Raw genomic sequence first — 25,071 nt, forward strand, 5'->3', positions numbered from 1 at the left:
CTTCAATTCACCACCGTCCCGCTTCGTCCAACAAATGTTTGTAGTTTTCTCCAACTGGTATTTGCTCGTCTTTGATCACGACCGCATTGCGGTCAATGCGTTCTGCATACGAACGATTAATCAAATAAGACCGGTGAACTCTCAAGAAGGTGGATGCGGGCAGTAGTTCACTAAGGTACTTCATGGTCATATGCGTCAGGTAACTGCCCCTGGAAGTTTGTAAACGGATATAGTCTTTGATAGATTGGGCATACAGCAGCTCATTGTGCATCACTTTGACTAACTGACCGGATACTTTGAAATAAGTATAACCTTTTTCCTCAACGACTTCAGCCTGATAAGTTTTAAGCAGCCGTTTAATGCTTTTCTCGAAGCGTTCAAAAGTAATGGGTTTGACCAGGTAATCCAAGGCTTCCAGCTCGAACCCGTCAACCGCATATTCGCTGAAAGCCGTGGTAAAGATAACGGCGGGAGGATTATTAAGTGAGCGCCACAGGTCCAGTCCGCTCAGTTTGGGCATTTTGATATCCAAGAACACCAAATCAATTTGCCTGCTGCCTAGCGCTTCAAATGCTTCCAGTGCATTGCTGCAAGTTGCCTCCAATTGCAGTTCAGCCATCCTGGTAACATACCCCGCCAGCACCTGCCGGGCAAGCGGTTCATCATCCACAATCAGACACCGGATCATACCTGCAGCAGTGTTAAAATAACATGATACTGCTTTTCGTCTTCTTGTACGTCAAGGCTATACCGTTCGGGATAAAGTAGGTCCAACCTTTTGCGCACATTGTCTATGCCAATTCCTGGTTCATTACTACGGCGGTTATCCTTAGGTATGCTGTTCACTACCTCTAAGATAAGCTCTTTCTCGGTCCTGCAAACAACAATATGGACAAACCCGCCTCCGGTTTCTTCCGCAAGGCCATGCTTGAAGGCGTTCTCTATGAATGGCAGCAGCAATAATGGTTCAATCTGATGGATGGAGTCAACGCCTTGCACTTCAAAGCTGATCTGCTTTTCGTCGGCATACCGCATCTTTTCCACTTCCACGTAGCCGTTCAGGAACTGTATTTCCCGCTGCAAAGGCACTTGGCGTTGGTTGGCTTCGTACAGAATGTACCGCATCAGTTCACCTAAGCGGGCCACCATGGGTGCTGTTAGGGGCGATTGTTGCAAGGCCAGCGAATAAATATTATTTATGGTATTAAAAAAGAAGTGCGGATGAAGCTGTGCTTTCAGATAATTCAGTTCCGAAAACAGTTGTTCCTCTTTCAAAACCTTCATGGCCTCGTTTTGCTGCAGGGTACGGATCAGGAAAGCTAAGCCTAAAAGCGGAAAGAATACCGAAACAAACAGATAGTTCACCGCGAAAGTCAGGCGATACCCCGAAGTACGCGTGCGAATGTCAGCCGAAATAAAATCGGCATGTACGATAATCCAGTTCAATATATAATGGTTAGCCAATTGGTTGACGAAGACAAACCCAGTGAGGCAAAGCAATACGCCCCAGATATTACTTTTCAGCACATAGCGTTTGAGAAAAAACCAGTATAAGCTGCCGTAAACCAAAAAGCTGAATGCACCGCACACCAACCGGTAATCCAGGTCTTCCGCAAAGCGGGAGGCGTCATGCTGCTCATAAGTGCTGTACTCCAGGTCGCTGATGATGGAAATCATAAACGAAATGAAAAAGAGTACAAATAGCTCGATACGCAGGTATTTCCAGTTCCACTTTGGGCGGCGGGTTTGCATGCCGGCAAATTAAGTATTATCGAACAGACCAGCTAAATGACGATGTTTACATTTCGACAAAGCCCCGGCTTTTTTAGACAAAAACCTCAATGAGGGCTTAGTCGAATTTTCCTGCGCCTTGGTCTAATAACCTATCGCAGAAAGGCAGGCTGCTACTACCTTTGGCTTAAACAAAACCTCACACCATGAAATATTTTTATAGCTTCATCTTCTTGGTTACCTTGAGTTTAACCGCCTTTAAAAGGCCCGCTCCCGGTTATACGATCACCGGAACGGTAACTGGCCTGAATGATGGCACCTGGCTTTACCTGCGTTTAGCCAAACCCGATAAAGACATCGACTCATGCCAGGTTAATGGCGGCCGCTTCCAGATGAGCGGGCATATCCAGGAAAAAGCAATCCAGGTTTACTTACATACCGCCCGTTATACCAATTATGTGGCCTTCTGGCTGGAAAACGCACCTGTTCAAATTCAGGTTAAAGCGGGCGAGTTTAAAAAAGGAACCATTACAGGCTCGGTAACTGGAGAAGAAGACAAACGGTTCGAACAACTTAAACAGCCGTTGGCTGTTCAAACAGACAGCTTGGAGAAAATACGTGAGGCTACTCAAGACCAAATGACCCGCAAAAACCTGTCTGTACAGTTGGCCGGACTAAGGAAGAAAGCGTTGCAGATAGATCGTGATTATGTGCGCAATCATCCACATTCGCTGGTTGCCGCTTACCTCCTCAGTGTTTATGCGCACACCTGGGGGAAAGATACCGCCACTGTTTTGTACAGCGGCCTGAGTGCTGATCTGAAAAAGTCCAGTTATGGCAGAGAGATCAGTGAGTTTATTGCCTTAAACCAAAGCATAAAGATAGGCGGTCCTTATGCTGACTTTGAACAGACCAATACGCAAGGCAAACCGGTGAAGTTGTCCGGCATTAAAGCCCGCTATGTTCTGCTCGATTTCTGGGCATCGTGGTGCGGACCCTGCAGGGAGGAAAACCCCAATCTGGTTAAAACCTATTCGCGATTTAAAGACAAAGGCTTTACCGTGCTGGGCGTGTCACTGGACGACAACAAGGAGCGGTGGCTTAAAGCAGTAACCGATGACCAACTTACCTGGGAGAACGTCAGTGATCTGCGGGGCGATCAGAACAAGGCGGCGCATATCTACGGTATCAGCGGCATTCCGGATAATTTTCTAATAGATGCCAAAGGCACCATTATTGCCCGCAATTTGCGTGGAGAGGCCCTAGATAAGAAACTGAAGGAACTGCTTCCCTAAACCTCTTATCTGATGTATTAACAACTTAAATAATAAATGCTATCTTAGTTAAGTCATTAGGAATTAAAAGACTGCAAATTAAACGCGAATGATTCGCGAATCAGAAATTCGCAATTTAATAAAATGTTGATATAAAGAATGTTACGGAACCGGTTCGAGTCCCGTTCAAATTCCGCAAAGTCAATATCAAAGACAGTAAAAACGCCTTAGATGACTTCATCTGAGGCGTTTTTCATTTTAAAGGCATACCAAATTGTTCAATTATCCGCAAAGGATATTGGTAAATTTACAGCTTCTCTACAGGACGCCCAAGTGGATTTAAATCCTCACCAAGTTAATGCCGCTCTGTTTGCTTTCAAATCTCCGTTGTCACAAGGTGCGATTTTAGCTGATGAGGTTGGTTTAGGTAAAACAATTGAGGCAGGAACTATCCTTTCACAGAAATGGGCAGAACGAAAAAGAAAATTATTACTCATCGCTCCATCAAATTAAAGGAAACAATGCAACCAAGAGTTAGCGGATAAATTCTTTCTACCATCTACGATTCTCGAAGCAAAGTTTTTCAATAATTTAATCAAATCAGGTCAGATGAATCCTTTTAATCAGGAATCCGGCATAGTAATTTGCTCTTACCATTTTGCCCGGAATAAAGACAGCTATATTAAGAATACCAATTGGGATTTAGTAATTATTGACGAAGCTCACATTAGTGAAAGTATCTTTTTGTAAGTATTGATCATTGGAAATGCTTGCCCATCAAATCAAAATGCTAAAAAATAAGAACATAAGATACTTTAGTGCCCCATGACATCATCATGGGGCACTAAAAAATTGATTAGTAAAAATCAACGAGTGCACAAAGCAAGAATTAACGTTGCGCTTCACTCAATGATATAGTAATTCTTAATTTACATCAAACCACAATTTGGTGGTCAATAAATCTGCTCCCTGACGGCTTACCGCGGTGGTATAATTAGCGCCGTTGAGCGATTGCTCAGTACCAGGATAAATAAAGCGGAGTGGCATTTTGCCGTTCAGCGAGCCGGCCGCGGCGGGCTGCAGTTGCGGGTAGTCTAATCTGCGCCATTCGGCAAAAGCTTCCAGCCCCTGACCAAATAAGGCGATCCACTTTTGCTCACCAATAGATTTTTTGTAATTAGAAGCGTCGTATCTCACAGCGGCTGAGTTGGTGTAAGTAACTGCCGTAGCTCTTGGTATACCATACTGCGTCAATGAGGCTTGTACAGCCTGGTTGTATAAATCGACAGCTGATTCGTTAGTAAACCCCCTGGCAGCAGCCTCAGTACGGTCAAACAATACTTCGGCATAGCTCATAATTACCGCCGGAGCATTTGGCGTCCTGAAGTAGGTACCAGGTTTAGAGGTTTTGGTGAAGCCAAGGTTACTGGCATCGCCCACTAACAAACCATTAGGGATACCCACATAGGTTTGCGGTGTAGCATCTTGCGTAGGCGCGGCATAGATAGGCAAACGCGGATCGTTGAGGACAAACAAGCGGTCAACGATAGTTTTGCTGATGCGATAATCATCGCGGGTATCAAACAAATTGCTGATTGGGTTTTGGTTAGGCGAGTTCTGGTAAATCAACTGTGCAATTTCGCTGTTGGAACTGATGTAACCGCTGCCCTCGGCTTGTATATCGGCCAGTACCTGCCTTGCCTTGGCTGCGTCGCGGTCGGCAATGCGCAAGGCTACGCGCAGGCGCAATGAGTTGGCAAACTTCTTCCACAAACCAATATTGTTATTGTAAATGATGTCGCCGCCAATGGCTTTACCAGTTGTGCTGAGTAATGCCTGTGCAGTTTTTAAATCCTCCAATATAGCATTATAAACGTTTTGCTGCGTATCGTAAGCTGGTGTCAAGTACTGGTCGATGTTAGAAGCCTGCTGATAAGGTATATCGCCAAAGTTATCAGTCAGCAAAGTAAACACCCAAGAGCGTAGTACCAACGCCACCCCTTTGTAGTTAGGATTAGCCTGTGCGTCCGCCAGTTTAATGATCTGATTATAATTCACCACTCCTTTAGAATAACCTATATTCCACAGATCATTAAATGCGGTATTAGCGTAAATGTAACGGTCGGGGTCGGTATATTGTATTTTGGCCCAGTGCTGAACAAAAAGCAGCGACGCATCCATATTGTTGCTGGTACCCCAATAGGTATCTACTACCGCTTTGGTAGCCCCGGTAAGCAGGTAATCAGGCTGCGCGTTTTCGGAAGCATTGGGATTTTTGTTAATGTCGGTTAGGTTTTTTTTGCAGGATATTATCGAAAACGTTAAAGCTGCAGCCAATACCAGGTTAATATAGCATTTTTTCATTTGGTTAAAATCTGAGGTTAATGTTAAAGCCAATGTTGCGTACGGTAGGTAAGCCTAAGTCTTCCAGGCCTTGACCATTACTCGTATTAAAGGCAATTTCGGGATCAATGTTAGGTACATTTTTATGAATGATCCACAGGTTACGACCTACCAGGGATACAGTAGCTCCTTGAAAACCCACCGCCCTAATCCATTGTGAAGGCAGCGTGTAGCTGATTTTTACTTCGCGCAATTTTACATAAGAAGCATCGTACACAAAGGCTTCGTCTACGTTGGTAAATCCTTTATAATAAGATTGTGCAGACAGGATTTTGGTATTAGGCGTACCATCAGCTCTCAAGCCGTTAAAAATCATCCCATCGGTATAAACAGTCTCGCCGTTAGGTGCGCTACTGCCGGTAACCTGCACGGCATTGGCCAAGGTGTTGTTACCTGGATAGTAGTAGCTTAAACCTCCATTAGCTGTACCCCTGCCTGGCAAGGTGCTGGCCAGCACGCCGGTATAAGTACCTGTACGGTTGGTATTGGAGTAGATAGAACCGCCAATGCGTGCATCCACCAAAAAGCTCAGGTTGATGCCTTTGTAATAAAAGCTGTTGTTAATGCTGCCTAACCATTTAGGCGTGTACTTACCTAAATATTGCTTGGTAGGGTTAATAGCCGGGGTACCGTCGGCATTGACGATTATTTGCCCTTGCGCATTGCGTAGGTAAGCATTACCGAACAGTGTACCATAAGGTTGCCCTACCGCAGCCAGCACCTGTACGGTACGGTTGGTACCTAAGATGTAACTTTGCAAGCGCCCCTCAGCGTCCAGCGATACTACATTGCTGCGGTTGAGTGAGTAATTGGTGGTAACGTCCCAGCTAAAATCTTTGGTTTTAACAGGTGTTATTCCCAGTTGTACTTCTAAACCTTTGTTGTTAATTTTACCGCCATTAATCAGTTTTTGCGTATAACCGGTGGTAGAACTTACATCTACATTTAATATCTGGTTAATACTGTTGGTATTGTAATAGCTCACATCCAGATGTACGCGGCTGTTGAGGAAACCTAGCTCAAAACCGGCTTCGCTGGAAGTTGTCGTTTCTGGCTTCAATACCGAATTGAGATTGATACTGGCAGCACTTTGTTGCGGATTGCTACCGAATGGCGCTGTAAAATTATAAGTGTTGATTAACTGGTACGGTGTAGTAGCCTTACCAACTTTAGACCAGCCGCCCCTCAACTTGGCATAAGTTAACACGTTACTTTTTAACCCCAGCGCTTCTGACAACACCAAGCTGCCGTTTACCGAGGGATAAAAATAAGACAGGTTTTCGGCCGGTAAGGTCGACGACCAGTCGTTACGGCCTGTAAAGTTTAGGAACGCGTAATTGCGAAATCCTATCTGGCCAGAACCGAACAAGCTATAGGTTTTAAGCTTGCCGTAGTAGTTGGATGATACCAGCGGATCGCGCGAGTTGCTTAACGTGTACAAACCAGCTACAGCCAATTTTGGTGCTACTTGGTCGTTTTGTTCGTTTAAAATAGTGTTGATGTTGCCGCCGCCAAACACATCCAGCGAAAAATCGCTGTTTAACTTTTTGGTATATTGCAACCGGGCCTCGGTATTGGTTTCAGTTACGTTGTAAACATCTTCTTCGTAAGAGCCGAAAGGCGTACCGTTGGTGCCGTAAGCTACTTTTATCCGGCGTTTATCATTGTAATAATCAGTACCGGTGCGGAAGTTGGCTGACAAACCATCGGCAATTTTATAGTTCAGCTCGATGCTGCCGATCAGCCGGTTCTTGTTCTGGCTGACGGTGTTTTCGTAGGCAACAAAATATGGGTTAGAGTAATAGCTGTTGTTCCAGTTAAACGTATTGCCATTGGCATCGCGGTAATTCTTCAGTTGGTTAATATCTACCTGGCGGCCGAACCAGGTGAACTGCAGCATGGTACTGGTGGCACGGCGGCCGTAAGCACCAGGCAAATTACCGGCATCATCTTTTAAATAATTGGCAATGGTAGTAATGGTTAATTTAGACGTTGGCCTAAACGAACTGTTAAACAAAAAAGAGTTGCGGCCCAGTGAGCTATTAGGCACCACACCGGTTTGGTGCAGGTTATTGTACGATACGCGGTAATCAAATTTGTCGCTGCTACCGGCCAGGGCAATGCCGTTGTTAAGCGTTACACCAGTTCTGAAATAATCGCGCACGTTATTGGGATGCGCCACAAAAGGCACGGCTTGTCCGTTCGAAAAAAATTGAGGAATTAACCGACCATCCAGTGGCGGGCCCCAGCTTTCGTCAACACCATCATTGATGCCTGCGCCTTTGCCATCTACATAACTAAAACGGCCGTTCGAGCCCTGTCCAAACTCGTTTTGGTATTTAGGCAACACCTGTATATTGGCAAAGGTGGTATTAGAGTTGATAGTTACGCCTAAGCCTTTAGCACCTTTACCGGTTTTGGTTTTAATCAGGATGACGCCTGCCGCTGCACGGTAACCATAAAGCGCTGCTGCGTTGGGGCCTTTTAACACACTGATGGATTCGATATCCTCAGCGTTTAAACTGGCCAGCGCATTCGGAAAATCGCGCGAGCCGTTGGTGCCCTGAAACTGTGAATTATCTACAATGGTACCATCCACCACAAACAGCGGCTGATTGTTACCAGAGATAGAAGTCTCGCCACGGATAACGATGCGCGACGAGCCCATATCGCCCTGACTGTTAGTTACGTTTACCCCGGCTATTTTACCGGTAAGCGCGTTTATAAAATTGGTTTCTTTGGCCTCAGAAATATCTTTAGACTTTAAACCCTGTACCGCATAGCCTAACGACTTTTTATCTTTGGAAATGTTGAGCGCCGTAACCACCACCTCGTTCAGCGAGTTGGGTTGTTCTTCTAAAATAATTTTCAGGTCGCCCTGATTACTGGTAACCGGTATTTCCTGAGCAATAAAGCCTATAAACGAGGCCCGCAGTACATCGCCTTTTTGTACGTTTAACGAAAACTGACCGTTACCGTTGGTTTGTACGCCATTAGTGGTGCCGGTAACGACAACACTTACACCGGGCAACGGCTGGCCATCGCCCTTGTTAATTACTATACCGTTTACCTTAATGGCTTGGGCAGCGGCAGTTTTAAATAGTAGTGCCTGCAGTATAACAGCAAGCAGCAACAAATACTTTTTTGACATTTTTAATTGTTCGAATTATTGTAAGGCGGCCCTCATACGGATGTATTAAAGCACACCAACAGTGATAATTATGGATTTCAGCAATGGAAGTTAAAATCGATTAAAAAGCGGCACAGCCGCAGCAGATATTAGTGCTGGCTACAACAGCAACAACAAGGATGGGCAAATACAGGTGATGATGGGCAAAAGTTGCGGTGGGCTGCGAACATAACTAAGGCAGACCCAACCGGCGCTAAATGACTCCGCCTAAACGGATCTACAGCTTGAGTTGGGGATAATATGTAAAAATTAGAATTCATATACTGTTTTTGTTAGGTTTATAAAATTTTGAGAGCAATGCTATGCAGAGGCGTGAGGACGGATTCGAACCGTCGTACATGGTTTTGCAGACCCCTACCTAACCACTCGGCCACTCCGCCATTAGCTAGTTTTACAGCGATGCTTTCAGTGATGACTTGTTAGCCAGCCCATCAATCACTTTTACCATCTCCGAAAATTCTTTTTCATCATACAAACGAGTCAGAAAAACAATTCTGCCAGATGGATCAATGACTACGTTACGGGTTACACCACTCTTTTTAAGTGCAAAACGACCAAATATCTCGGCACCGGGATCTAAGGCTAGCGGATAAGTGATTTGCATAGCTTCATGAAATTTTTGCACCTTCTCGAGTGGCTCATCACGGTTTACCCCAATCAGTATTACATTTTTATTTTGATATGCCTTCCAAACATCCGATTCCAGATGCGGCATTTCTCTGCGGCATACGCTGCACCAACTGGCCGTAAACTGCATCACTACTACTTTGCCGCGCAACTGTTTTAGTGAGGTTTTTTGCCCGTTTTGCAAAACCAGTTCAAAATCGTCTGGTGCTTGGTCTCCTACCTTTACCAAATAACCGCGGTCGGCATCGGCCGGGTTAGGTGTTGCAGCGGTATTAGTAGTTTGCTGCGCTTGGGCTGCAAAATTCGTAAGCACCAGTAGGGCTGCCAAGCGGAATGTGTATGTTAGTTTTGTTAAAGTTTTCATAAAAATTTAAGCGGCTAAGGTTTGATAAATTTGGTGCAGTACTTCCAGCACATGGTCAACCTCGTGTCGGGTATTGAACTTGCTGAACGAAAAACGGACATGATCTTTATTATCAGCGGCAGCAATGGCCTGCAGTACGTGCGACGCTGATCCGGTAGAACAGGCACTTCCGCCCGATACCGCAATTTCGGCATCATCCAAACATCGCAGTAGGTTACGCCCGTAGTTTAGTTCCGGCAGGCCTACGCTAAGTACAGTGTACAGGCTTTGATCGGCATTGGCCGAGTTACCGTTAAAGGTTACGCCAGGCACTTCGTCGGATAAACGGGCAATCATATAGTTTTTTAAATTTTGGATGTGCTGTTGATGCTCATCGATGTGTGCATAAGCCAATTCCAAAGCTTTGGTAAGCCCTACAATACCATGAATATTTTCTGTCCCGGCACGTAAGCGACTTTCCTGTCCGCCGCCATGAATAAGCTGTGACAGATGGATACCCTTGCGGCAAAAAATAAACCCAACCCCTTTTGGTCCATGAAATTTATGTGCCGAGGCAGCTAAAAAATGCACTTTCAATTTTTGCAGATCGTGCCGGTAATGCCCTATGGTTTGTACCGTATCGGTATGGAACAAGGCATCATACCGTTCGCAGATGTCGCCTATTTGAGCTATATCGTTTAAGTTACCTATCTCGTTATTGGCATGCATCACCGATACCAAACTACGCGGATGAGTTTGCAGCAATTGCTCCAGATGCCCGAGGTTAAGATTGCCTTTAGCATCGTGCTTGATGAAACTGATTTTAATCAGTCCTTTGCGTTGCAGATCAGTCAAGGTATGTAACACCGCGTGATGCTCAAAACGGGTAGTGATGACGTGCTGGATGCCGTAACCATGTACAGCGGTAAGGATAGCGGTATTGTCAGCCTCGGTACCGCCCGAGGTAAAGACAATTTCTTCGGGCAACGCGTTGATCAATCCGGCAATAGTTGCCCTGCACTGCTCAATAGCCTGCCTGGCGTGCCGCCCCTGCGCATGGTGCGACGACGGGTTACCGTAATGGTTAAGCAAATACGGAGTCATGGCATTAAACACATCGGCGTCGAGTGGTGTGGTAGCTGCGTTGTCTAAATAAATACTCATAGTTTTCGGATGCTGCTTGTTAAAAATCAGAAAGTTTTGTAACACAAATCCAGACAAGGGCTGTAGCACAGCTCAACAATTTTAACAAGCAGGAGTACTTGTTATCTTATCTATCTTTTGCATAAGCAAAAGCAGGAATTAGCACCTTATATTGCCATAAATGCCGTATAGGTTGCTAAGACGTCGCAGGGCCTTTCCCTCAGTCTTTCTGGATAAGCTTACAAAGAACTATCGTTTACTGCAGCAAATATATGATTAAAATATAAATTCTATAGATTTAATAGACTTTAATTCAATAATATTTGTCGTGTTTTTAAGTGCACTTGTTCTTCTACCAAAAAATTTTGAATTTTTTCTCCCTAATAATGATATCGCTGCCATAATGAGGTCACAGGTACAAGCGATTGCTGATATCATCAGAGAAATGTATACAGACTTCCGTAAAAGGTACAAGTGCTTCCTTAAAATATGCATGAAATTTGCCTTACTTAAAAATATAACAATGACTACAGAAGGAGGATCATCAAAAATTGTTCTGGTAACCGGCGGCAGCCGCGGGATTGGGAAAAGCATTGCTATCAACGCAGCAAAACGGGGCGTTGGTGTAATTCTGACTTATAACAATAAGCCGGAAAACGGGCAGACCGTCGTAGATGAAATAATCAAAGCAGGCGGTAAAGCGGTGGCGGTACACTTGGATGCGGGTCGGATTGGTACTTTTGACGAGTTTGCAAACAAAGTATCAGCGGTATTACTTAAAGTATGGAACCGTGATAGCTTCGATTACCTTGTCAATAACGCAGGCATCGCCCAAAGGTCGCTGATCCGCGATACCTCCGAAGAAATTTTTGATGAATTAGTAAATATCAATTTAAAAGGGGCATTCTTCCTGACACAAAAGTTATTGCCGTTGATTGTTGATGGAGGACAGATTATCAATATCTCATCAGGTCTCGCCCGTTTTTCTTTCCCAGGTACAGCTGTTTATGGCGCATTGAAAGCAGCGCTGGATACCTTAACACGATATTTTGCCAAGGAATATGCCAGCCGCAAAATCCGGGTGAACAGTGTAGCACCAGGCGCTATTGATACGGAATTTGGTGGCGGAAAAGGAGATGAGCAGCAACGTCAGCAAGTAGCGGCTGCAGCAGCACTGGGCAGGCTTGGCGTGGCAGATGATATAGGACTTTTTGTGGCGTCTATGCTATCGGATGACAGTCGGTTCGTCAATGCCCAACGTATTGAAGTAGGTGGCGGCATCATGATTTGACTTGTTAAGGCACCGTTGCCATGGATAATTGCCGGTGCTTTAATTTTTTTATAGCTTTATATATTCAAGTATGTAACGTCGTTATGGAATATTCAGATGTCAGATCGATCGCCGACCTACATGATTTTTTTCGGTACAGTAAACCACTGCATCCGTTGATCAGCATTGTGGACATGGGACAAGTAGACCGAACGCATCGCAAGCCCAATGTCGCCTATCGTCTTTACTTGTACGCGATCACCTTGAAGAAAGTGGATGGGAATTTTAGATACGGCCGTACTGACATTGATTTTGCAGAAGGGACGCTGCTATTTACCGCACCTAATCAAGTTCTTTTGCCCGACCCTGCAAATCAGGTCAAAGGTTGGGGGCTGTTTATCCACCCTGATTTTTTTCATGTAACCGTAAAGGGACATTCATTGACCCAGTACTCGTTTTTTGGTTATGATTTTAACGAAGGGCTTCATGTCTCTGATGCGGAGAAAACAGTGATTGAAAACTGTCTGCAAAACATCAATAAAGAAATCGGCAATACTTTAGATGCTCACTCGCACCATTTGATCCTGGCTAACCTGGAGTTAATGTTGTCGTATGCCTCACGGTTTTACGATCGTCAGTTTCTGACCCGTGTAAAACCGGCCAATGATCTGGTGGAAAGGTTTGACCGGCTATTGTCAGATTATTTTAAAATGGAATCATTACTGGAAACTGGGTTGCCGGATGTGGGATACTTTGCCGAGCGGCTAAATCTATCCGCAAATTATTTGTCTGATTTGCTTGTGAAATATACCGGGCAATCCACCCAAACGCACATTCATTTAAAGTTGATCGACAAAGCGAAAAGTTTGTTGTGGAGCACCGACCATTCCATCAGCGAAATCGCTTTTAACCTAGGATTTGAACATCCCTCTCATTTTACCAAACTGTTTAAAAACAAAACGGGTCAATCACCTAAAGCATATCGGGCGCTAAATTAAATCCTAATATGATGATTTAAAGCTGTCCGTTACAGCAGAATTACTATCAAGCAAAACGGAAAAACGTTACAGCTGCTGTCCAAGAAATATAGAATAAAAGGCTCGACTAAAGTTATAATGATGTTCATTTTTACTTAGCAATCTCCTGTTGTATTAAATTTTAGGTAAAGCATTATTTTCAATCTTTTCGATTCTTGATTGAACTTCTTGAAAATCAGCTAAAAAGTTCGACTTTTGTCCGGTTCCTTCTACCCAAGTAAGTAAAAAGCCTCTTAGAGAAATCTGAGAGGCTTTTTTGTTTGGCAAGTATAAAGCTTAGTTTATCTCTATGAGAATTGCTAAAATAAGTTGCTCAATAGGATTCATCGTGGGCATGCTGGCTATTATAGCATATACCGGAGATAGGCGAATGCATGCAATTACTAATAGCAAAGCATATCTTACAACAGGCATTTTATTAGTGTTAACATCCTTAGTTGCATACATATTTCTTTCTAATAGGAAGCGGAATTTATGAGTTCTGCTCCCGCTACCCAAGAAGCCTCTTATGAAAATCAGGGGCTTTTTTATGGATTCTTAATTTGCTCATCTTCTCCCGCTAAACCTTACAAGTTTTAAAAGATGACAGTTGTTTAGGCTTAGTTTCTTCGCTGTATTAATAGATTATTAAACTTTAATAACTACCGATCCAACCAATCAGTGGAAGGTCATCTAATAAATAGAATTACAAATCCTGTTGTGGCCATGCAGGCTTATACAGATACGGATTTTCTTTTAACGGTTTGTTCCCTCAAATTTTCGGATGGCTTCTACAGTAACAGGTGTAAACAAATTTATCAGATTACCATCCGGATCTCTTAGCAGAAGAGATTTATTGCCCCAAGGCATTACAGTTGGCTGCTGCACAATAACAATACGATCATTAAACAGCTGAACTAATCTATCATAATCCGCATCTACATCCTTTACAATAAACTCGATAATGGCCGTCTTATTTTGAGCGGCTTTAGCCACTTCATCGCCACCAAATAATTGTAATGTTCTGGTGCTTCCAATCGCCAATGTTGCCGACGGGGCATTTAGTTCAGCAAAGTCTTCTGTGTATTGTATGGCTGTTATTCCGGTTAGCTGCTCATAAAAGTTTACTAGCTTTTTTACATCATTGGTAATGATTCTAATGGAAGTGAGATTCATAATTCTGCGCTTAATATTTTCAAGAATGTTTCTTTTTACAAATACAAAAATGGCGCAGCGTTATGACAAGGGTATGTCAGGGGTAATAAATTTTTCTTGTTTTTCTTTTAAATATTGTTCCAAGGTTAGTTTGTGCGGTTCAAAGGTTAAATCAAGAGATCTAATTTTGAGTATTCTGTCTAGCCTGAACATCCTGAAATCTTTTCTTAATCTGCAATAAGCAATCAGTAGCCACTTTTCCTGTAAGCTGTAATACAAGGCAAAAGGCTCTATAAGCCGCTCAGATGTCGCGGTTTGATCAGGGGAACAGTAAGTTATTTTAAGCACTTTAAAAGAAGTAAGTGCATTTTGAATTAGCGTCAGTGAGTCGCTGAATCCGCTAGCGTGCACCATTGGGCTGATCGCTATCCTGTTAGATAGTAACTCCATTTTCTCTTTATCCTGAAAATTAAGTACGGCTTTTATTTTGCCAATTGCTGCGAGATATTCTTTAACCAAAGAGTTATCTCCGCTTTTTGTCACCATTTGCTCTGCAATTACCAAAGCGCTGGCTTCACTTTCTGTAAACATCACAGGAGGCACCCGGTAACCTTCCATCAGCGTATACCCTTTTCCGTCCTGTGTTAAAATCGGAACACCAGCTTGCTCAAGTGCTTTAATATCTCGGTAAATAGTTCTGACACTTACCTGAAAACGATCAGCAAGTTGCGTAGCTGTTATGAGTCGCTTGGTTTGTAGTTGGGTAACTATTGCTGTAAGTCTTGAAATTCGTTTTATATCGCTATCATTCATCGCATGGCCATCACAAAGTTTGTAAATTTACCGTATTCCGGTTTATGACTCAATCTACTTTCCAAAGAGTCAACGAAGATATATCAATCTTTAGGCTGCTTTAAAAGCTGTCAACTTTCAGAACTGAATTGGACTCACTCCTTCATGTTGCTTTAACTGCCTGTTAAGATAGACTTTACATAAGGTTAAACACTTTATAAGAAGTTTTAGTGCAGCCAGCAATGTTTCATAAAACGTTCACTAAACTTCCTTTGAGCTTAACTATTTAAAAGTATTTTACAAATTGTCCGGAAAACAGACTTGCTTGATAGCTAAAATCCAAATGAGCCAATCAAAGGCAGTATTGTGTACGCAAACATAGTTGGTATTCCTATGTTGTTTAAAAATCTACTCCGCTCTTGAATACTATATTCTCTTTTACTGATCTCGCCGTTTCCTTTTAATGTTCCTTTTATGCGCAATTTGCATCCTATCCATAACAGCATCACTAATGTTTGGCCTTACGGCTCTGGTAAGATGGTGCAACTTTTTCGCCATCATCCTTGGGAGCAAACCGCTCTTGGGCCGCTCAGCAACTGGCCGCAAAGCTTGAAAACATCGGTTGAACTCATGCTGGCTATGAAGCAACCGGCTTGTATTGGTTATGGCAAACAGTTTAATCTGTTATATAACGATGCCTATATTGATCTGATCGGAGCCGAGCATCCTGCTGCTTTGGGAAAGCCATACTTTGAGCTATGGCCTGCACCGCACGCGCCAAACAAAAGTTGGTTAGAGATGATTATGTCTGGCGAATCAGTTTTTATAGAAAATCAGCTTTTTATACCACCGGGCAAGGAAACAACTTTAGGAGATAGGTGGATGACTTATTCCTGGACACCACTTCGGGATGAGGCAGGTAACGTCGTCGGTTTTTACGGCACTGCTATAGAAATAACACATAGTGTATTGCCGGAAAAAGGTTTACGCCGTTCTGAAAGGCGCTTTAAAGCCATTGCCAACCTGGTGCCGGATTTGCTTTGGAGCAATGATCAAAAAGGTGAAACCTATTGGTATAATGACCGCTGGCTAAACTACACCGGGCAAACGCATGAAGAGGCATCAGATTATGGCTGGCTTAGCGTTATACATCCCGATGACCGTGAGCAATCTTTAAAAAGTTTTCAAGACGCCGTTGATAGGTGCTGCCCGTTACGGCAGGAACATCGCATACGCAATGCATCGGGCCAATACCGCTGGTTTCTTATTCAGGCCGAGCCTTTGCCGGATGAGCAAAGCAACATAGTGCAATGGTTTGGGGCGGCCACTGATATTCACGATCGCAAGCTTTCTGAAGAATTGCTTAAAGCATCGAATGTGTTGCTGGAGCAGCAGGTGAATGAACGGATGCATGATTTGGTACAGGCTAAAGAGTTTCTGCAAACAACCATAAACAGTTCTACCTATACCTTTCAGGGATTTAAGGCTGTCAGAAACGCATCAGGAAAGATTATTGATTTTCGCTGGACGCTGACCAATAAAGCCTGGAACGACTATAATCCTGATGTGATCGGCAAAAGCTTGCTTGAAGAAAGTCCGGGTGTAGTACCAACGGGCTTGTTCGACAAATTTGTTCAGGTAACTGAAACAGGCATCACTATAGACCATGAGCAGTACTATAATCATGAACAGTTCGACGGCTGGTTCCATCAAATATTAGTTAAAATGGACAATGGCTTTCTGATGAATACAGAAGATATCACCCAGCGCAAACTGGCACAACTGGAAGTACAGCAAAGCCGGGAACTACTGCAGGCGGTAATTGACAGCTCGCTGGAGATGATCCAGGTGTTTAAAGCCATCCGTAACCAGCAAGGTGAGATAGTGGATTTTGAGTGGCTTTTAAATAACCATGTTGCTCAGAAGTACTACGGAAATGTAACCGGAAAGCGCTTGCTGGTACATAATCCCGGGGTTGTTGAAGAAGGCATATTCAACAGTTTTAAAGAGGTAACCCAAACGGGTATTGCTCAGCAACATGAAAGGCATTATGTGCATGAACAGTTTAACGGCTGGTTTTACCAGTCGGTAGTAAAATTAAACGATGGCGTTGCTACTTCCACCGGTAATACAACCGCACGTAAACTGGCAGAACAAGACCTGAAACTGCAAAAAGAACGATTGCAGTCGGTATTTGATACCAGCCTTATCGGCATGTCTATCTTAAATGCTGAGCGAGACGACAATGGCACTATTCTGGACTTTCGTTTGATGCTGGTGAACAAGGAATTGGAAAGGGAAACCCACCGAACCAATTTAATTGGAAAATTATATACCCAGGAGTATCCGGGCATCAAGGCATCAGGCTTGTTTGATATGATGCTGCGGGTAATGGAAAGCGGCCAGCCTGAAGGTACAGAATACTTTTATCCGCACGAGGGGTTCAATAAATGGTTTTCATGCATGTTTGTGAAAATGGATGATGGCCTGGTAGCCACTAACCTGGATATCACCGAGCGGAAACATGCAGAAGAAGAGCGCCTGAAAAATCTGGCGTTGCTGGAGCAGGCAGAAAAGGTTGCGCAAACCGGTAGCTGGGAGTACGATATTTTGGCGGCCAGATTCACTTGGTCTGACGGTATGTATCATTTATTTGAACTACCCGTTGGCACCGAGGTAAAGCCCGATACTTATTTAAGCTTCGTAACACCCGAAAGCAAGCCCAGGGTTTTACGGATTATTCATCATATCAAAACCGGGCAGGCAGCCTTTGAAGAATCTGTCAACTTCAACGTCAATGGGCGAATCAAAACACTTAGCATTAAGGGAACCGTTTTTTATGACAAAAGACAGGTGGCGTTTAAGCTATTAGGCATAGATATGGATATTACGGCAGCTGTTGAGGCAGAGAAAAAGCTGCGTAACATAGAGGCCGAGCAACAGCAGGAAATTTTTAGAAATACGCTGAACACGCAGGAAGAAGAACGCAAACGTATAGCCGAAAGCTTGCATAACGGGCTGGGCCAAATGCTTTATGGTGTGAAGCTATCCCTCCATCAAATGGATTTAAAACCAACTGCCTCCCCAGCCCATAACGAACAAGTACTGCGCCAGGCAGAAGAACTGATTACAGATTGCATCAAAGAAAGCCGCCGGATATCGCATGAACTAACACCGGCCATTTTGGAGGATTTTGGCTTGAAAGAGGCAGTACAAGACATTTGCCATAAGCTAAGCGGACAGGTTATATTCAGTTGTTCCTTTACCGGAATCATCGGTAAGATGGACCGCTATCTGGAAACAGCCATTTATCGGATGGTTCAGGAGCTGATGATGAACGTAGTTAAACATGCAGACGCTACCCATAGCAACATTAAAATTGAAAAAACGAAAAAGGCTGTGTTGGTAATAGTTGAAGACAATGGTAAAGGGCTTACAAACCGTAAGTCTAAAGATAAAGGAATAGGCTTACAGACCATACGGAACAGGGTGGCATTATTGGGCGGTAAGTTTCAGGCTTCCTCCGCCGCACAATCAGGTACTACTATTAGCATAACCTTGCCGCGTGTACAGTTAGAGCAATTGCACAGTAATTGAAACTTGCAACAATCTGAGGTGTTCAGTATCACACAATATTATTGGCTTCAAGAACCTCCATTAATTGGTTCGACATCTGTTCTGCTCCTGCTACTCAGAAAGCCACTGACAAACATCAGAGGCTTTTTTAATGACTCGGTGAAAACACTAACTGTATTTAAGAATGTTCAATTTTGAATGAACCCTGCTGTTCTTTACGGGGCTTATTAAGCGTTATCAATTTTCAGTTAAACCTGTTCGTTTTGATTGGGATCAAATTCCACAATCCATTCAATGCCATATTTGTCTCTGAACATTCCGGCATATGTATCCCACGGACTGTCGCCAATAGGGCCTTCAATATCCCCGCCTGCTGATAGTCCGGTGAAGATTCGGTCTGCTTCTTCCCTGCTTTCTACACTGATTAATATTTTTGACCTGTTTTCATTTTCATTTACGCGGCCCATAAACTCCGGAACGTCGTTGGCTATTAATACATTGTTTTTACCAATAGGCAAAGCAATGTACATGATTTTGTGGGCTTCATTATCTGCTACCGAAAATTCATCACTTGCTAAGTCCTTGAAACGAACAATCTTTGTGAACTCTCCGCCAAAAACAGATTTGTAAAAAGTAAATGCTTCTTCGGCGTTGCCATTGAAGTTTATCCAAGGATTAATTGTTCTCATGATTTGCATGGATTTGCTTTTTTACTAAGACCGTAATTAAAGATTTAGCTTATATAAATGTTGCTCTAAAGGTTTAAAACTAATTTATTTTATTTGTAAAACGTTATCTATAATCTATAAAATACTATACTCAAGAATACTCATAACCTTTTCGCCATTTATGAAAAAATTGTTAACAGTAATTATCCTGTTTTTTTTGGTGCAAAATGCAACAGCTCAAAAAAGTGAATTAAAACAGATTGCGGATAGTATCAAGGCGGAAGGAGAAATGCTTTATCGTTCTGAATGGGCGTCAGGACACAGTACGCAAATTTTCGCGTCCGGTTTTGGTGGTAAAAAGCTTCTTTCTGGTGGATATTTTTCTTATGAGACAAAAAAAGGAATAGCCACTGTCTTTTTTTCTAAAGATGAATATCCTGTAGTAATAGCGACAGTTAAATTTAATCATGGACTGGATTCATCTATATACAAAATAGACACTACTACAAGAAAATTCACCGAAATTGAAAAAGACTTTTATACAATCCGGTCAAAAGCTGAACAAACTGTTTTGAACGACACGCTTTTTAAATTTTATCAAAATATCAGTCTAAACCTTGTTCCTGTTATAAGAAATGGTGCAAAAAAAGTCTATGTCATCACTGCGCAAACAGCACCGGATGAAGTTTTATTAGGAAATGATTACCTGATTATCTTTAATAAAGACAATAACATAATTAAAAAAACAAAGCTTCATAATAATCTTATTCCATTAGGAGCCGGTGGTAAAGAGGCGATAAAGGCATCCTCGCATCTGCATTTAGGTGAAACTAGCCCTTTTATTACTGCAACAGATATTTGTGCATTCAAATTATGGAAGCCTAGGACCACTTGGGTAATCAGTTTCATTGTTTCAACCGGGTATGTATCTGCATGGCACTTTCGCGATGAGTATTTAGAAATTCTGACCCAAGCCGAGTGGAAAAAAGTGATGAAGAACTAATGATATAAAAGTTTTTACGCCTTTTAAATGCAGAATACAAAAGTTTTGCCTTATACAAAGTCAAAGTGATCAAGGTAGCCGTTTGTACTTGTACGGCGCCGCCTTGGCATATCAAATGTCACCTTAGTTTCTTAAGGTAAAGCCCAGTTTCCATCATGTTTTTAATAAACTAACAAAACCGTGGTTAACCATACATTCTAACAAAGCCGACAGCCTTATTGGGCTTTGCTGTTGAATATCTGAGCTATAAAAATTCTTTTTTACTGAATAAATTGATTTTTATATCTTTGCAGCAATTCCTGATTTGTTAACCCATTAAATATCAAGGAATCATGACTGAACGTATTCACATATCGCCCCTTTCGCTCATTGCCTAACTGGCAGGCAGCATTCTGTTTTTATTTATTGGAAACATGTTAATGCCTGTTGCTTTATGCAACGGATATCTATTGCTTTTGCCTGCTTGGTAGTTTGGTAGCCTGATAGCACCATGAAAGGGTATATCCCATCTCCGGGATGAATTAAAGCTCGATTTTTAATTCCATTATTTTAAAAACGCACAACCTGCAAGTGTGCCTGAATAGCCATGCCATTTCTTAACGTAAATGCGGCGCAGGTTGCACTAAAGGATGTATGAAAACAATAGCCGAAGGTTGTAAGCTACAGCTGATTCTTCGGCATAAAACAAAACACCCGCACATGGGCAATTTAAAAACCAAAGATTTAACTAAAATAGGTTATACCGATAACCAGCTTCGCAGCTTGGTGGTAGGTATAGCTGCCAAAAATTTTAAGCATCATACAAATGATCAACTGCTTAGCCTGCTGGCCGACATTCTGCAGCAGCCGGAGCAGTATCTGAACGATGCCATAACCGGCAAAATAGCCGAAAAAATAATTGGCAAACCTGCCGAAACACCATTTAGCGTTTATGAATTACGCAATGAGCCATTGCCATACAAAACCTATGGCAGGCAACATATAGAAGCGGCAGCCCATTCGCAAATGGAACTGGCCATGCAACTGCCTGTAAGCGTTCAAGGCGCACTAATGCCCGATGCCCATATGGGCTTCGGCCTGCCTATTGGCGGTGTACTGGCTACCGATAATGCCGTTATACCCTACGCTGTTGGTATGGACATTGGCTGCCGTATGGCGCTATCTATTATTGATGAAAGCGATAGCTTTTTTAACCGGTATGCTTATCAGGCAAAACAAGCATTGAAAGATCATACTCATTTTGGTATGGAAGGCGGTTTAGACATAAGGCAGGAGCATGAGGTACTGGATAGCCCGGTATTTCGAGAGTTGTCTTTTTTGCGACCGCTGCACGGCAAAGCTGTAAGGCAATTAGGCACATCCGGTAACGGCAACCACTTTGTAGAGTTTGGTACTATTGAGCTTGCCGAAAATAATGTACTGGGTTTGCCGGCCAAAAAGTATGTGGCCCTGCTGTCGCATTCAGGTAGCCGGGGTTTAGGCGCAGCTATTGCCAAGCACTACACCCAGCTGGCCATGAACACCTGCAAACTACCCCGCCATGCCCAACCGCTGGCTTGGCTGGATATGAATACCGAAGCCGGCCAGGAATACTGGCTGGCCATGACATTGGCCGGCGATTACGCCCGCGCCTGCCATGAGCACATCCATGCCAATCTACTTAAAGCCTTAGGACTAAATGCAGTTTGCGTGATTGAAAATCACCACAATTTTGCCTGGAAAGATCAACTAGCCAACGGTAACGAAGTGATTGTACACCGCAAAGGTGCTACACCTGCGCATGCAGGCGAGCTAGGTATTATTCCCGGCAGCATGACCACGCCAGCCTATCTCGTTGCCGGTAAGGGCGCTATTGATGCCCTTTATTCTGCATCACATGGTGCCGGTAGGACTATGAGCCGCCAAAAGGCAAAAGACAGCATGACTGTATCGGGCATGAAAAAGCTGCTATCCAGCGCTGATGTAACGCTGATAGGCGGTAGTGTGGAAGAGAATCCGCAGGCTTATAAAAACATTGATAAAGTAATGGGCGCTCAACACGCTTTAGTAGACGTACAGGGTAGGTTTATGCCCAAAATAGTAAGAATGAGCAAAGAATAACCGTAATGAAAAAAGTAGTTATACAAATAACCTCAGGTAAAGGCCCGGCAGAATGCTGCCGGGTTGTAGCCCAAGTACAACAGCTAATGCTTAAACAGGCACTGCAGCAAAATATTAAAACAGAAACGCTAGACATTGTTGAGGCCGATACAAAAGATACTTTACGATCTGCCACCTTCACTGCTGAGGGTGGGAATTTGAATGCCTTCATTGAAGAGTGGCAGGGCACAGTACAGTGGGTGTCGCCAAGTCCCTACCGTAAAGCTCATAAACGCAAAAATTGGTTTGTAGGTGTTGCTGTGCTCAATATTAAGGAACTGCCTGTTTGGAATGCAGCCGATATCCGGCTGGAAACCTGCCGCGCTTCCGGGCCGGGCGGGCAAAATGTAAACAAGGTAGAAACCGCCGTACGTGGCATACACCTACCATCGGGCTTACAGGTATTGGCTATGGACAGCCGCTCGCAGCTCGAAAACAAAAAATTATGCATTGAGCGTTTGCAGGCTAAAGTGCAGGCCTTGCAAATGGCACATTTAACGGAGCAACAACAGCAACAATGGCTCAATCATCACGTATTAGAGCGGGGTAACGCTGTGAAAGTGATCAAAGAGCAACTATAAACCAGCAGGCATTCTTCTAATCAAATTTAGGTTTACATCAATGTGTTCGGTTAATTAAAATAGATAACCACTTTACAGATACGGTAGTTAATACTAGTGCCGTATCTGTATGCAAGTGGTAAGATAAGCCTGTTACCAGCCAACAGGCTTTCAAATATAATTGCCCCCAAAATTTGTACATTTGCATTATTAAAACTCTTTAAAGTCTTGCGTCATGTAATTGCTGTCACATACTAAATGTTAGTGATCTTCTCCGCCCCAAATGGAGAGGAAAAGCAATTCTTATTTCTATTTATTTAATGACGACAACATGGCTATTTCACAAAAATATGGTCGTACGTATCATTATCCGTTTTCGCCGGGTACTACCAGCGACGATAGGATACAGCACGACTATTGGGAGCATCTGCAAAAAATCCCTACCCTTATACACACCGAGAAGTTAGACGGCGAAAATAACTGTCTGAACCAGTACGGCGTATTTGCCCGTTCGCATGCGGCGCCTACTACCTCGCCATGGACGGAAAGTTTGCGCCGCTTTTGGCAACTGGTTAAGCATGATTTAGGTTCGCTGGAAATATTTTTGGAGAACCTGTATGCGGTGCATTCTATCGAATACCGCAAACTGGAAAATCACTTTTATGTATTTGCCGTTCGTGAGCATGACCGCTGGTTAAGCTGGGAAGAAACGCAATTTTATGCGAACTTGCTTGATTTGCCTACTGTGCCGGTTTTAGGTATGGTAGCGCCTCCTGCTGATCGCTTAACATTTGAACAGGATGCACAAAAAATAGTATCAGGCCGAGGTTTGCTGGATCCTTACGATGCTTTTAGCGGTGAGCCGGTAACAATGGAAGGCATTGTTAGCCGGAATGCAGAGAGTTATACAACAGATACTTTTTCTCAAAACGTGTTTAAATACGTACGCAAAGGACATGTAAAAACGGATGAGCACTGGACACGAAACTGGCGCAGGAATAAGCTTAAAGATGAAGGAGGCGCGTATGTGGCAAATTAGTGAGCATAAAGACTGGACTTATTTAGAAAAGCAATTTGACTGGGTAAAGCGGATGAGTACCGTACCGCAAGACCCGATGTACCATGCCGAAGGTAATGTGGCCATACACACCCAAATGGTATTAGATGCTTTAGTTAAACAGCCTGCTTATCAAAGGTTGCTTCCCCAGGAACAAGAAATAGTGTGGGCCGCTGCCTTACTGCATGATGTAGAAAAGCACAGCACAACCGTAATTGAAGCAGACGGACGCGTTACCTCAAACGGGCATGCTAAAAAAGGGGCGTTAAAAGCCCGGCAGTTGTTGTATCGTGATATTCCTGCGCCATTTTTTATACGCGAGCAAATTGTTGGTTTGGTGCGTTATCATGGCTTACCATTGTGGCTATTTGAAAAGCCCGATCCGGCAAAGGCCGCTATCATGGCAAGTATGGAGGTAAATACTGCCTGGCTGGCACTGCTGGCCAGAGCTGATGTGCTGGGCCGCGTGTGTGCCGACCAAGAGGAAATTTTGTACAAAATTGAATGTTTTGAGGCCTTATGCCAGGAACAGCAATGCTGGGGCATTGTCCGAAACTTTGCGACCGACGCCGCCAAAATGTACTACATACAGCATGAAGAAGCCTATGCTGACTATGTGCCGTTTGAAGAGCCTACAGGCGAAGTAATACTGATGAGCGGTTTGCCAGGTGCCGGAAAAGATAATTATGTTTGGCAGCATTACCGTGATTTACCAGTGGTGTCATTAGATGACATCAGGGTGCAAAAAGGAATATCTCCAGCAGACAAATTGGGCAATGGACGTGTTATTCAGGCAGCTAAAGAGTTGGCTAAAGTTTATCTGCGTAAAAAGCAATCCTTTGTTTGGAATGCCACCAATGTTACCCGGCAAATGCGCATGCAGTTGATTGATTTGTTCTTGACTTATAAAATGAAGGTGAAGATTATTTATGTAGAGGTGCCGTATGCGCAACTGCATGCTCAGAACATCAGCCGAGAGAGTGTTGTTCCAGAGATTGCCGTAGAAAAAATGATTGATAAGTTGGAGATACCTGCGCAATGGGAAGCACATAAAGTACACTTAGAAATTTCTTAGAGCGATTAGTATTTGAAATAACTAATTAAATCAAGTATAAGTTCATCTT

General features: G+C 43.4%; 21 protein-coding genes, 1 tRNA gene and 1 riboswitch. Of the genes, 11 read left to right on the plus strand and 11 right to left on the minus strand.

Annotation, left to right across the window (positions count from 1 at the left end; genetic code table 11):
- Positions 1-7 precede the first annotated feature (7 nt).
- Both GPM24_RS06125 and GPM24_RS06130 read right to left on the minus strand, forming a co-directional pair.
- On the minus strand, positions 8-688 hold the full coding sequence (locus GPM24_RS06125) for a LytR/AlgR family response regulator transcription factor (protein ID WP_158825835.1): 681 nt from the start codon (positions 686-688) through the stop codon (positions 8-10).
- Positions 685-1,752: a sensor histidine kinase gene (locus tag GPM24_RS06130; protein WP_158825836.1), complete on the minus strand. Its 1,068-nt coding sequence runs from the start codon at positions 1,750-1,752 to the stop codon at positions 685-687. The genes GPM24_RS06125 and GPM24_RS06130 overlap by 4 nt, the downstream gene beginning before the upstream one ends.
- A gap of 185 nt (positions 1,753-1,937) precedes the next feature.
- On the opposite strand from GPM24_RS06130, the gene GPM24_RS06135 reads away from it, so the two are divergent.
- The 3 genes from GPM24_RS06135 (at position 1,938) to GPM24_RS22120 (ending at position 3,755) form a co-directional block, all read left to right on the plus strand.
- Positions 1,938-3,026, plus strand: a complete 1,089-nt coding sequence (locus GPM24_RS06135) for a TlpA disulfide reductase family protein (RefSeq protein WP_158825837.1) — start codon at positions 1,938-1,940, stop codon at positions 3,024-3,026.
- A 210-nt stretch (positions 3,027-3,236) separates the two neighbouring features.
- Positions 3,237-3,518 (plus strand): DEAD/DEAH box helicase family protein, encoded by a 282-nt coding sequence (locus GPM24_RS22115; protein WP_199269689.1) that lies wholly within the window; start codon positions 3,237-3,239, stop codon positions 3,516-3,518.
- Between the two features lie 96 nt (positions 3,519-3,614).
- Positions 3,615-3,755: an SNF2-related protein gene (locus tag GPM24_RS22120; RefSeq protein WP_199269690.1), complete on the plus strand. Its 141-nt coding sequence runs from the start codon at positions 3,615-3,617 to the stop codon at positions 3,753-3,755.
- A gap of 174 nt (positions 3,756-3,929) precedes the next feature.
- Here the strand turns inward: GPM24_RS22120 and GPM24_RS06145 are convergent, their stop codons facing one another.
- The 5 genes from GPM24_RS06145 to GPM24_RS06165 all read right to left on the minus strand — a co-directional run bounded on the left by GPM24_RS06145 (position 3,930) and on the right by GPM24_RS06165 (position 10,732).
- A complete protein-coding gene (locus GPM24_RS06145; RefSeq protein WP_158825838.1) occupies positions 3,930-5,369 on the minus strand; it encodes a SusD/RagB family nutrient-binding outer membrane lipoprotein in 1,440 nt (479 codons plus the stop codon).
- Between the two features lie 4 nt (positions 5,370-5,373).
- Positions 5,374-8,559: a SusC/RagA family TonB-linked outer membrane protein gene (locus GPM24_RS06150; protein ID WP_158825839.1), complete on the minus strand. Its 3,186-nt coding sequence runs from the start codon at positions 8,557-8,559 to the stop codon at positions 5,374-5,376.
- A 347-nt stretch (positions 8,560-8,906) separates the two neighbouring features.
- A tRNA-Cys gene (locus tag GPM24_RS06155) sits at positions 8,907-8,978 on the minus strand.
- An 11-nt stretch (positions 8,979-8,989) separates the two neighbouring features.
- A complete protein-coding gene (locus GPM24_RS06160) occupies positions 8,990-9,589 on the minus strand; it encodes a peroxiredoxin family protein (protein WP_158825840.1) in 600 nt (199 codons plus the stop codon).
- Positions 9,590-9,595: 6 nt separating this feature from the next.
- Positions 9,596-10,732 carry a cysteine desulfurase family protein gene (locus GPM24_RS06165; protein WP_158825841.1) on the minus strand — a complete coding sequence of 379 codons (1,137 nt, stop codon included), beginning with the start codon at positions 10,730-10,732 and terminating at the stop codon, positions 9,596-9,598.
- Positions 10,733-10,835: 103 nt separating this feature from the next.
- Positions 10,836-10,951, minus strand: a riboswitch (SAM riboswitch).
- A gap of 283 nt (positions 10,952-11,234) precedes the next feature.
- Between GPM24_RS06165 and GPM24_RS06170 the strand changes: the two genes are divergently transcribed.
- Positions 11,235-12,002 (plus strand): SDR family NAD(P)-dependent oxidoreductase, encoded by a 768-nt coding sequence (locus GPM24_RS06170; RefSeq protein ID WP_158825842.1) that lies wholly within the window; start codon positions 11,235-11,237, stop codon positions 12,000-12,002.
- A gap of 83 nt (positions 12,003-12,085) precedes the next feature.
- Positions 12,086-12,979 (plus strand): helix-turn-helix domain-containing protein, encoded by an 894-nt coding sequence (locus GPM24_RS06175; protein ID WP_158825843.1) that lies wholly within the window; start codon positions 12,086-12,088, stop codon positions 12,977-12,979.
- A gap of 153 nt (positions 12,980-13,132) precedes the next feature.
- Here the strand turns inward: GPM24_RS06175 and GPM24_RS06180 are convergent, their stop codons facing one another.
- From GPM24_RS06180 to GPM24_RS06190, 3 genes are all read right to left on the minus strand, one after another.
- Positions 13,133-13,285, minus strand: coding sequence for a hypothetical protein (locus tag GPM24_RS06180; RefSeq protein ID WP_158825844.1), 153 nt, complete (start codon positions 13,283-13,285; stop codon positions 13,133-13,135).
- Between the two features lie 468 nt (positions 13,286-13,753).
- On the minus strand, positions 13,754-14,173 hold the full coding sequence (locus GPM24_RS06185) for a VOC family protein (RefSeq protein WP_158825845.1): 420 nt from the start codon (positions 14,171-14,173) through the stop codon (positions 13,754-13,756).
- Between the two features lie 60 nt (positions 14,174-14,233).
- A complete protein-coding gene (locus GPM24_RS06190) occupies positions 14,234-14,965 on the minus strand; it encodes a helix-turn-helix transcriptional regulator (protein WP_158825846.1) in 732 nt (243 codons plus the stop codon).
- A gap of 453 nt (positions 14,966-15,418) precedes the next feature.
- Here GPM24_RS06190 and GPM24_RS06195 point away from each other — a divergent pair, with 453 nt between their 5' ends.
- A complete protein-coding gene (locus GPM24_RS06195) occupies positions 15,419-18,541 on the plus strand; it encodes a PAS domain S-box protein (RefSeq protein WP_158825847.1) in 3,123 nt (1,040 codons plus the stop codon).
- Positions 18,542-18,768: 227 nt separating this feature from the next.
- Here the strand turns inward: GPM24_RS06195 and GPM24_RS06200 are convergent, their stop codons facing one another.
- Entirely contained in the window at positions 18,769-19,209 is a 441-nt protein-coding gene (locus GPM24_RS06200; RefSeq protein ID WP_158825848.1) for a VOC family protein, read from the minus strand.
- A gap of 160 nt (positions 19,210-19,369) precedes the next feature.
- Between GPM24_RS06200 and GPM24_RS06205 the strand changes: the two genes are divergently transcribed.
- The 5 genes from GPM24_RS06205 to GPM24_RS06225 all read left to right on the plus strand — a co-directional run bounded on the left by GPM24_RS06205 (position 19,370) and on the right by GPM24_RS06225 (position 25,022).
- Positions 19,370-20,191 carry a hypothetical protein gene (locus tag GPM24_RS06205; protein ID WP_158825849.1) on the plus strand — a complete coding sequence of 274 codons (822 nt, stop codon included), beginning with the start codon at positions 19,370-19,372 and terminating at the stop codon, positions 20,189-20,191.
- A gap of 633 nt (positions 20,192-20,824) precedes the next feature.
- Entirely contained in the window at positions 20,825-22,291 is a 1,467-nt protein-coding gene (locus tag GPM24_RS06210; RefSeq protein ID WP_233268743.1) for an RtcB family protein, read from the plus strand.
- Positions 22,292-22,296: 5 nt separating this feature from the next.
- Positions 22,297-22,911, plus strand: a complete 615-nt coding sequence (gene prfH, locus GPM24_RS06215) for a peptide chain release factor H (RefSeq protein ID WP_158825850.1) — start codon at positions 22,297-22,299, stop codon at positions 22,909-22,911.
- 310 nt (positions 22,912-23,221) lie between these two features.
- The gene (locus GPM24_RS06220) at positions 23,222-23,929 is read left to right on the plus strand and encodes an RNA ligase family protein (protein WP_158825851.1); all 708 of its coding nucleotides are present in this window, start codon (positions 23,222-23,224) and stop codon (positions 23,927-23,929) included.
- The gene (locus GPM24_RS06225; protein WP_233268744.1) at positions 23,859-25,022 is read left to right on the plus strand and encodes an AAA family ATPase; all 1,164 of its coding nucleotides are present in this window, start codon (positions 23,859-23,861) and stop codon (positions 25,020-25,022) included. The genes GPM24_RS06220 and GPM24_RS06225 overlap by 71 nt, the downstream gene beginning before the upstream one ends.
- Positions 25,023-25,071: the final 49 nt, after the last annotated feature.

The sequence above is a fragment of the Mucilaginibacter lacusdianchii genome, from assembly GCF_009770985.1.
GTDB lineage: Bacteria > Bacteroidota > Bacteroidia > Sphingobacteriales > Sphingobacteriaceae > Mucilaginibacter > Mucilaginibacter lacusdianchii.

What these genes read in the sequence shown, in the direction of transcription:
- GPM24_RS06205 (WP_158825849.1), top strand. Translation starts at nt 19,370, where the DNA reads ATGAAAAAATTGTTAACAGTAATTATCCTGTTTTTTTTGGTGCAAAAT.
- GPM24_RS06150 (WP_158825839.1), bottom strand. Translation starts at nt 8,559, where the DNA reads ATGTCAAAAAAGTATTTGTTGCTGCTTGCTGTTATACTGCAGGCACTA.
- GPM24_RS06200 (WP_158825848.1), bottom strand. Translation starts at nt 19,209, where the DNA reads ATGAGAACAATTAATCCTTGGATAAACTTCAATGGCAACGCCGAAGAA.
- GPM24_RS06195 (WP_158825847.1), top strand. Translation starts at nt 15,419, where the DNA reads ATGCGCAATTTGCATCCTATCCATAACAGCATCACTAATGTTTGGCCT.
- GPM24_RS06130 (WP_158825836.1), bottom strand. Translation starts at nt 1,752, where the DNA reads ATGCAAACCCGCCGCCCAAAGTGGAACTGGAAATACCTGCGTATCGAG.
- GPM24_RS06190 (WP_158825846.1), bottom strand. Translation starts at nt 14,965, where the DNA reads ATGAATGATAGCGATATAAAACGAATTTCAAGACTTACAGCAATAGTT.
- GPM24_RS06135 (WP_158825837.1), top strand. Translation starts at nt 1,938, where the DNA reads ATGAAATATTTTTATAGCTTCATCTTCTTGGTTACCTTGAGTTTAACC.
- GPM24_RS22115 (WP_199269689.1), top strand. Translation starts at nt 3,237, where the DNA reads ATGACTTCATCTGAGGCGTTTTTCATTTTAAAGGCATACCAAATTGTT.
- GPM24_RS06170 (WP_158825842.1), top strand. Translation starts at nt 11,235, where the DNA reads ATGACTACAGAAGGAGGATCATCAAAAATTGTTCTGGTAACCGGCGGC.
- GPM24_RS06210 (WP_233268743.1), top strand. Translation starts at nt 20,825, where the DNA reads ATGAAAACAATAGCCGAAGGTTGTAAGCTACAGCTGATTCTTCGGCAT.
- GPM24_RS06145 (WP_158825838.1), bottom strand. Translation starts at nt 5,369, where the DNA reads ATGAAAAAATGCTATATTAACCTGGTATTGGCTGCAGCTTTAACGTTT.
- prfH (WP_158825850.1), top strand. Translation starts at nt 22,297, where the DNA reads ATGAAAAAAGTAGTTATACAAATAACCTCAGGTAAAGGCCCGGCAGAA.
- GPM24_RS06220 (WP_158825851.1), top strand. Translation starts at nt 23,222, where the DNA reads ATGGCTATTTCACAAAAATATGGTCGTACGTATCATTATCCGTTTTCG.
- GPM24_RS06165 (WP_158825841.1), bottom strand. Translation starts at nt 10,732, where the DNA reads ATGAGTATTTATTTAGACAACGCAGCTACCACACCACTCGACGCCGAT.
- GPM24_RS06175 (WP_158825843.1), top strand. Translation starts at nt 12,086, where the DNA reads ATGGAATATTCAGATGTCAGATCGATCGCCGACCTACATGATTTTTTT.
- GPM24_RS06225 (WP_233268744.1), top strand. Translation starts at nt 23,859, where the DNA reads ATGAGCACTGGACACGAAACTGGCGCAGGAATAAGCTTAAAGATGAAG.
- GPM24_RS06185 (WP_158825845.1), bottom strand. Translation starts at nt 14,173, where the DNA reads ATGAATCTCACTTCCATTAGAATCATTACCAATGATGTAAAAAAGCTA.
- GPM24_RS06125 (WP_158825835.1), bottom strand. Translation starts at nt 688, where the DNA reads ATGATCCGGTGTCTGATTGTGGATGATGAACCGCTTGCCCGGCAGGTG.
- GPM24_RS22120 (WP_199269690.1), top strand. Translation starts at nt 3,615, where the DNA reads ATGAATCCTTTTAATCAGGAATCCGGCATAGTAATTTGCTCTTACCAT.
- GPM24_RS06160 (WP_158825840.1), bottom strand. Translation starts at nt 9,589, where the DNA reads ATGAAAACTTTAACAAAACTAACATACACATTCCGCTTGGCAGCCCTA.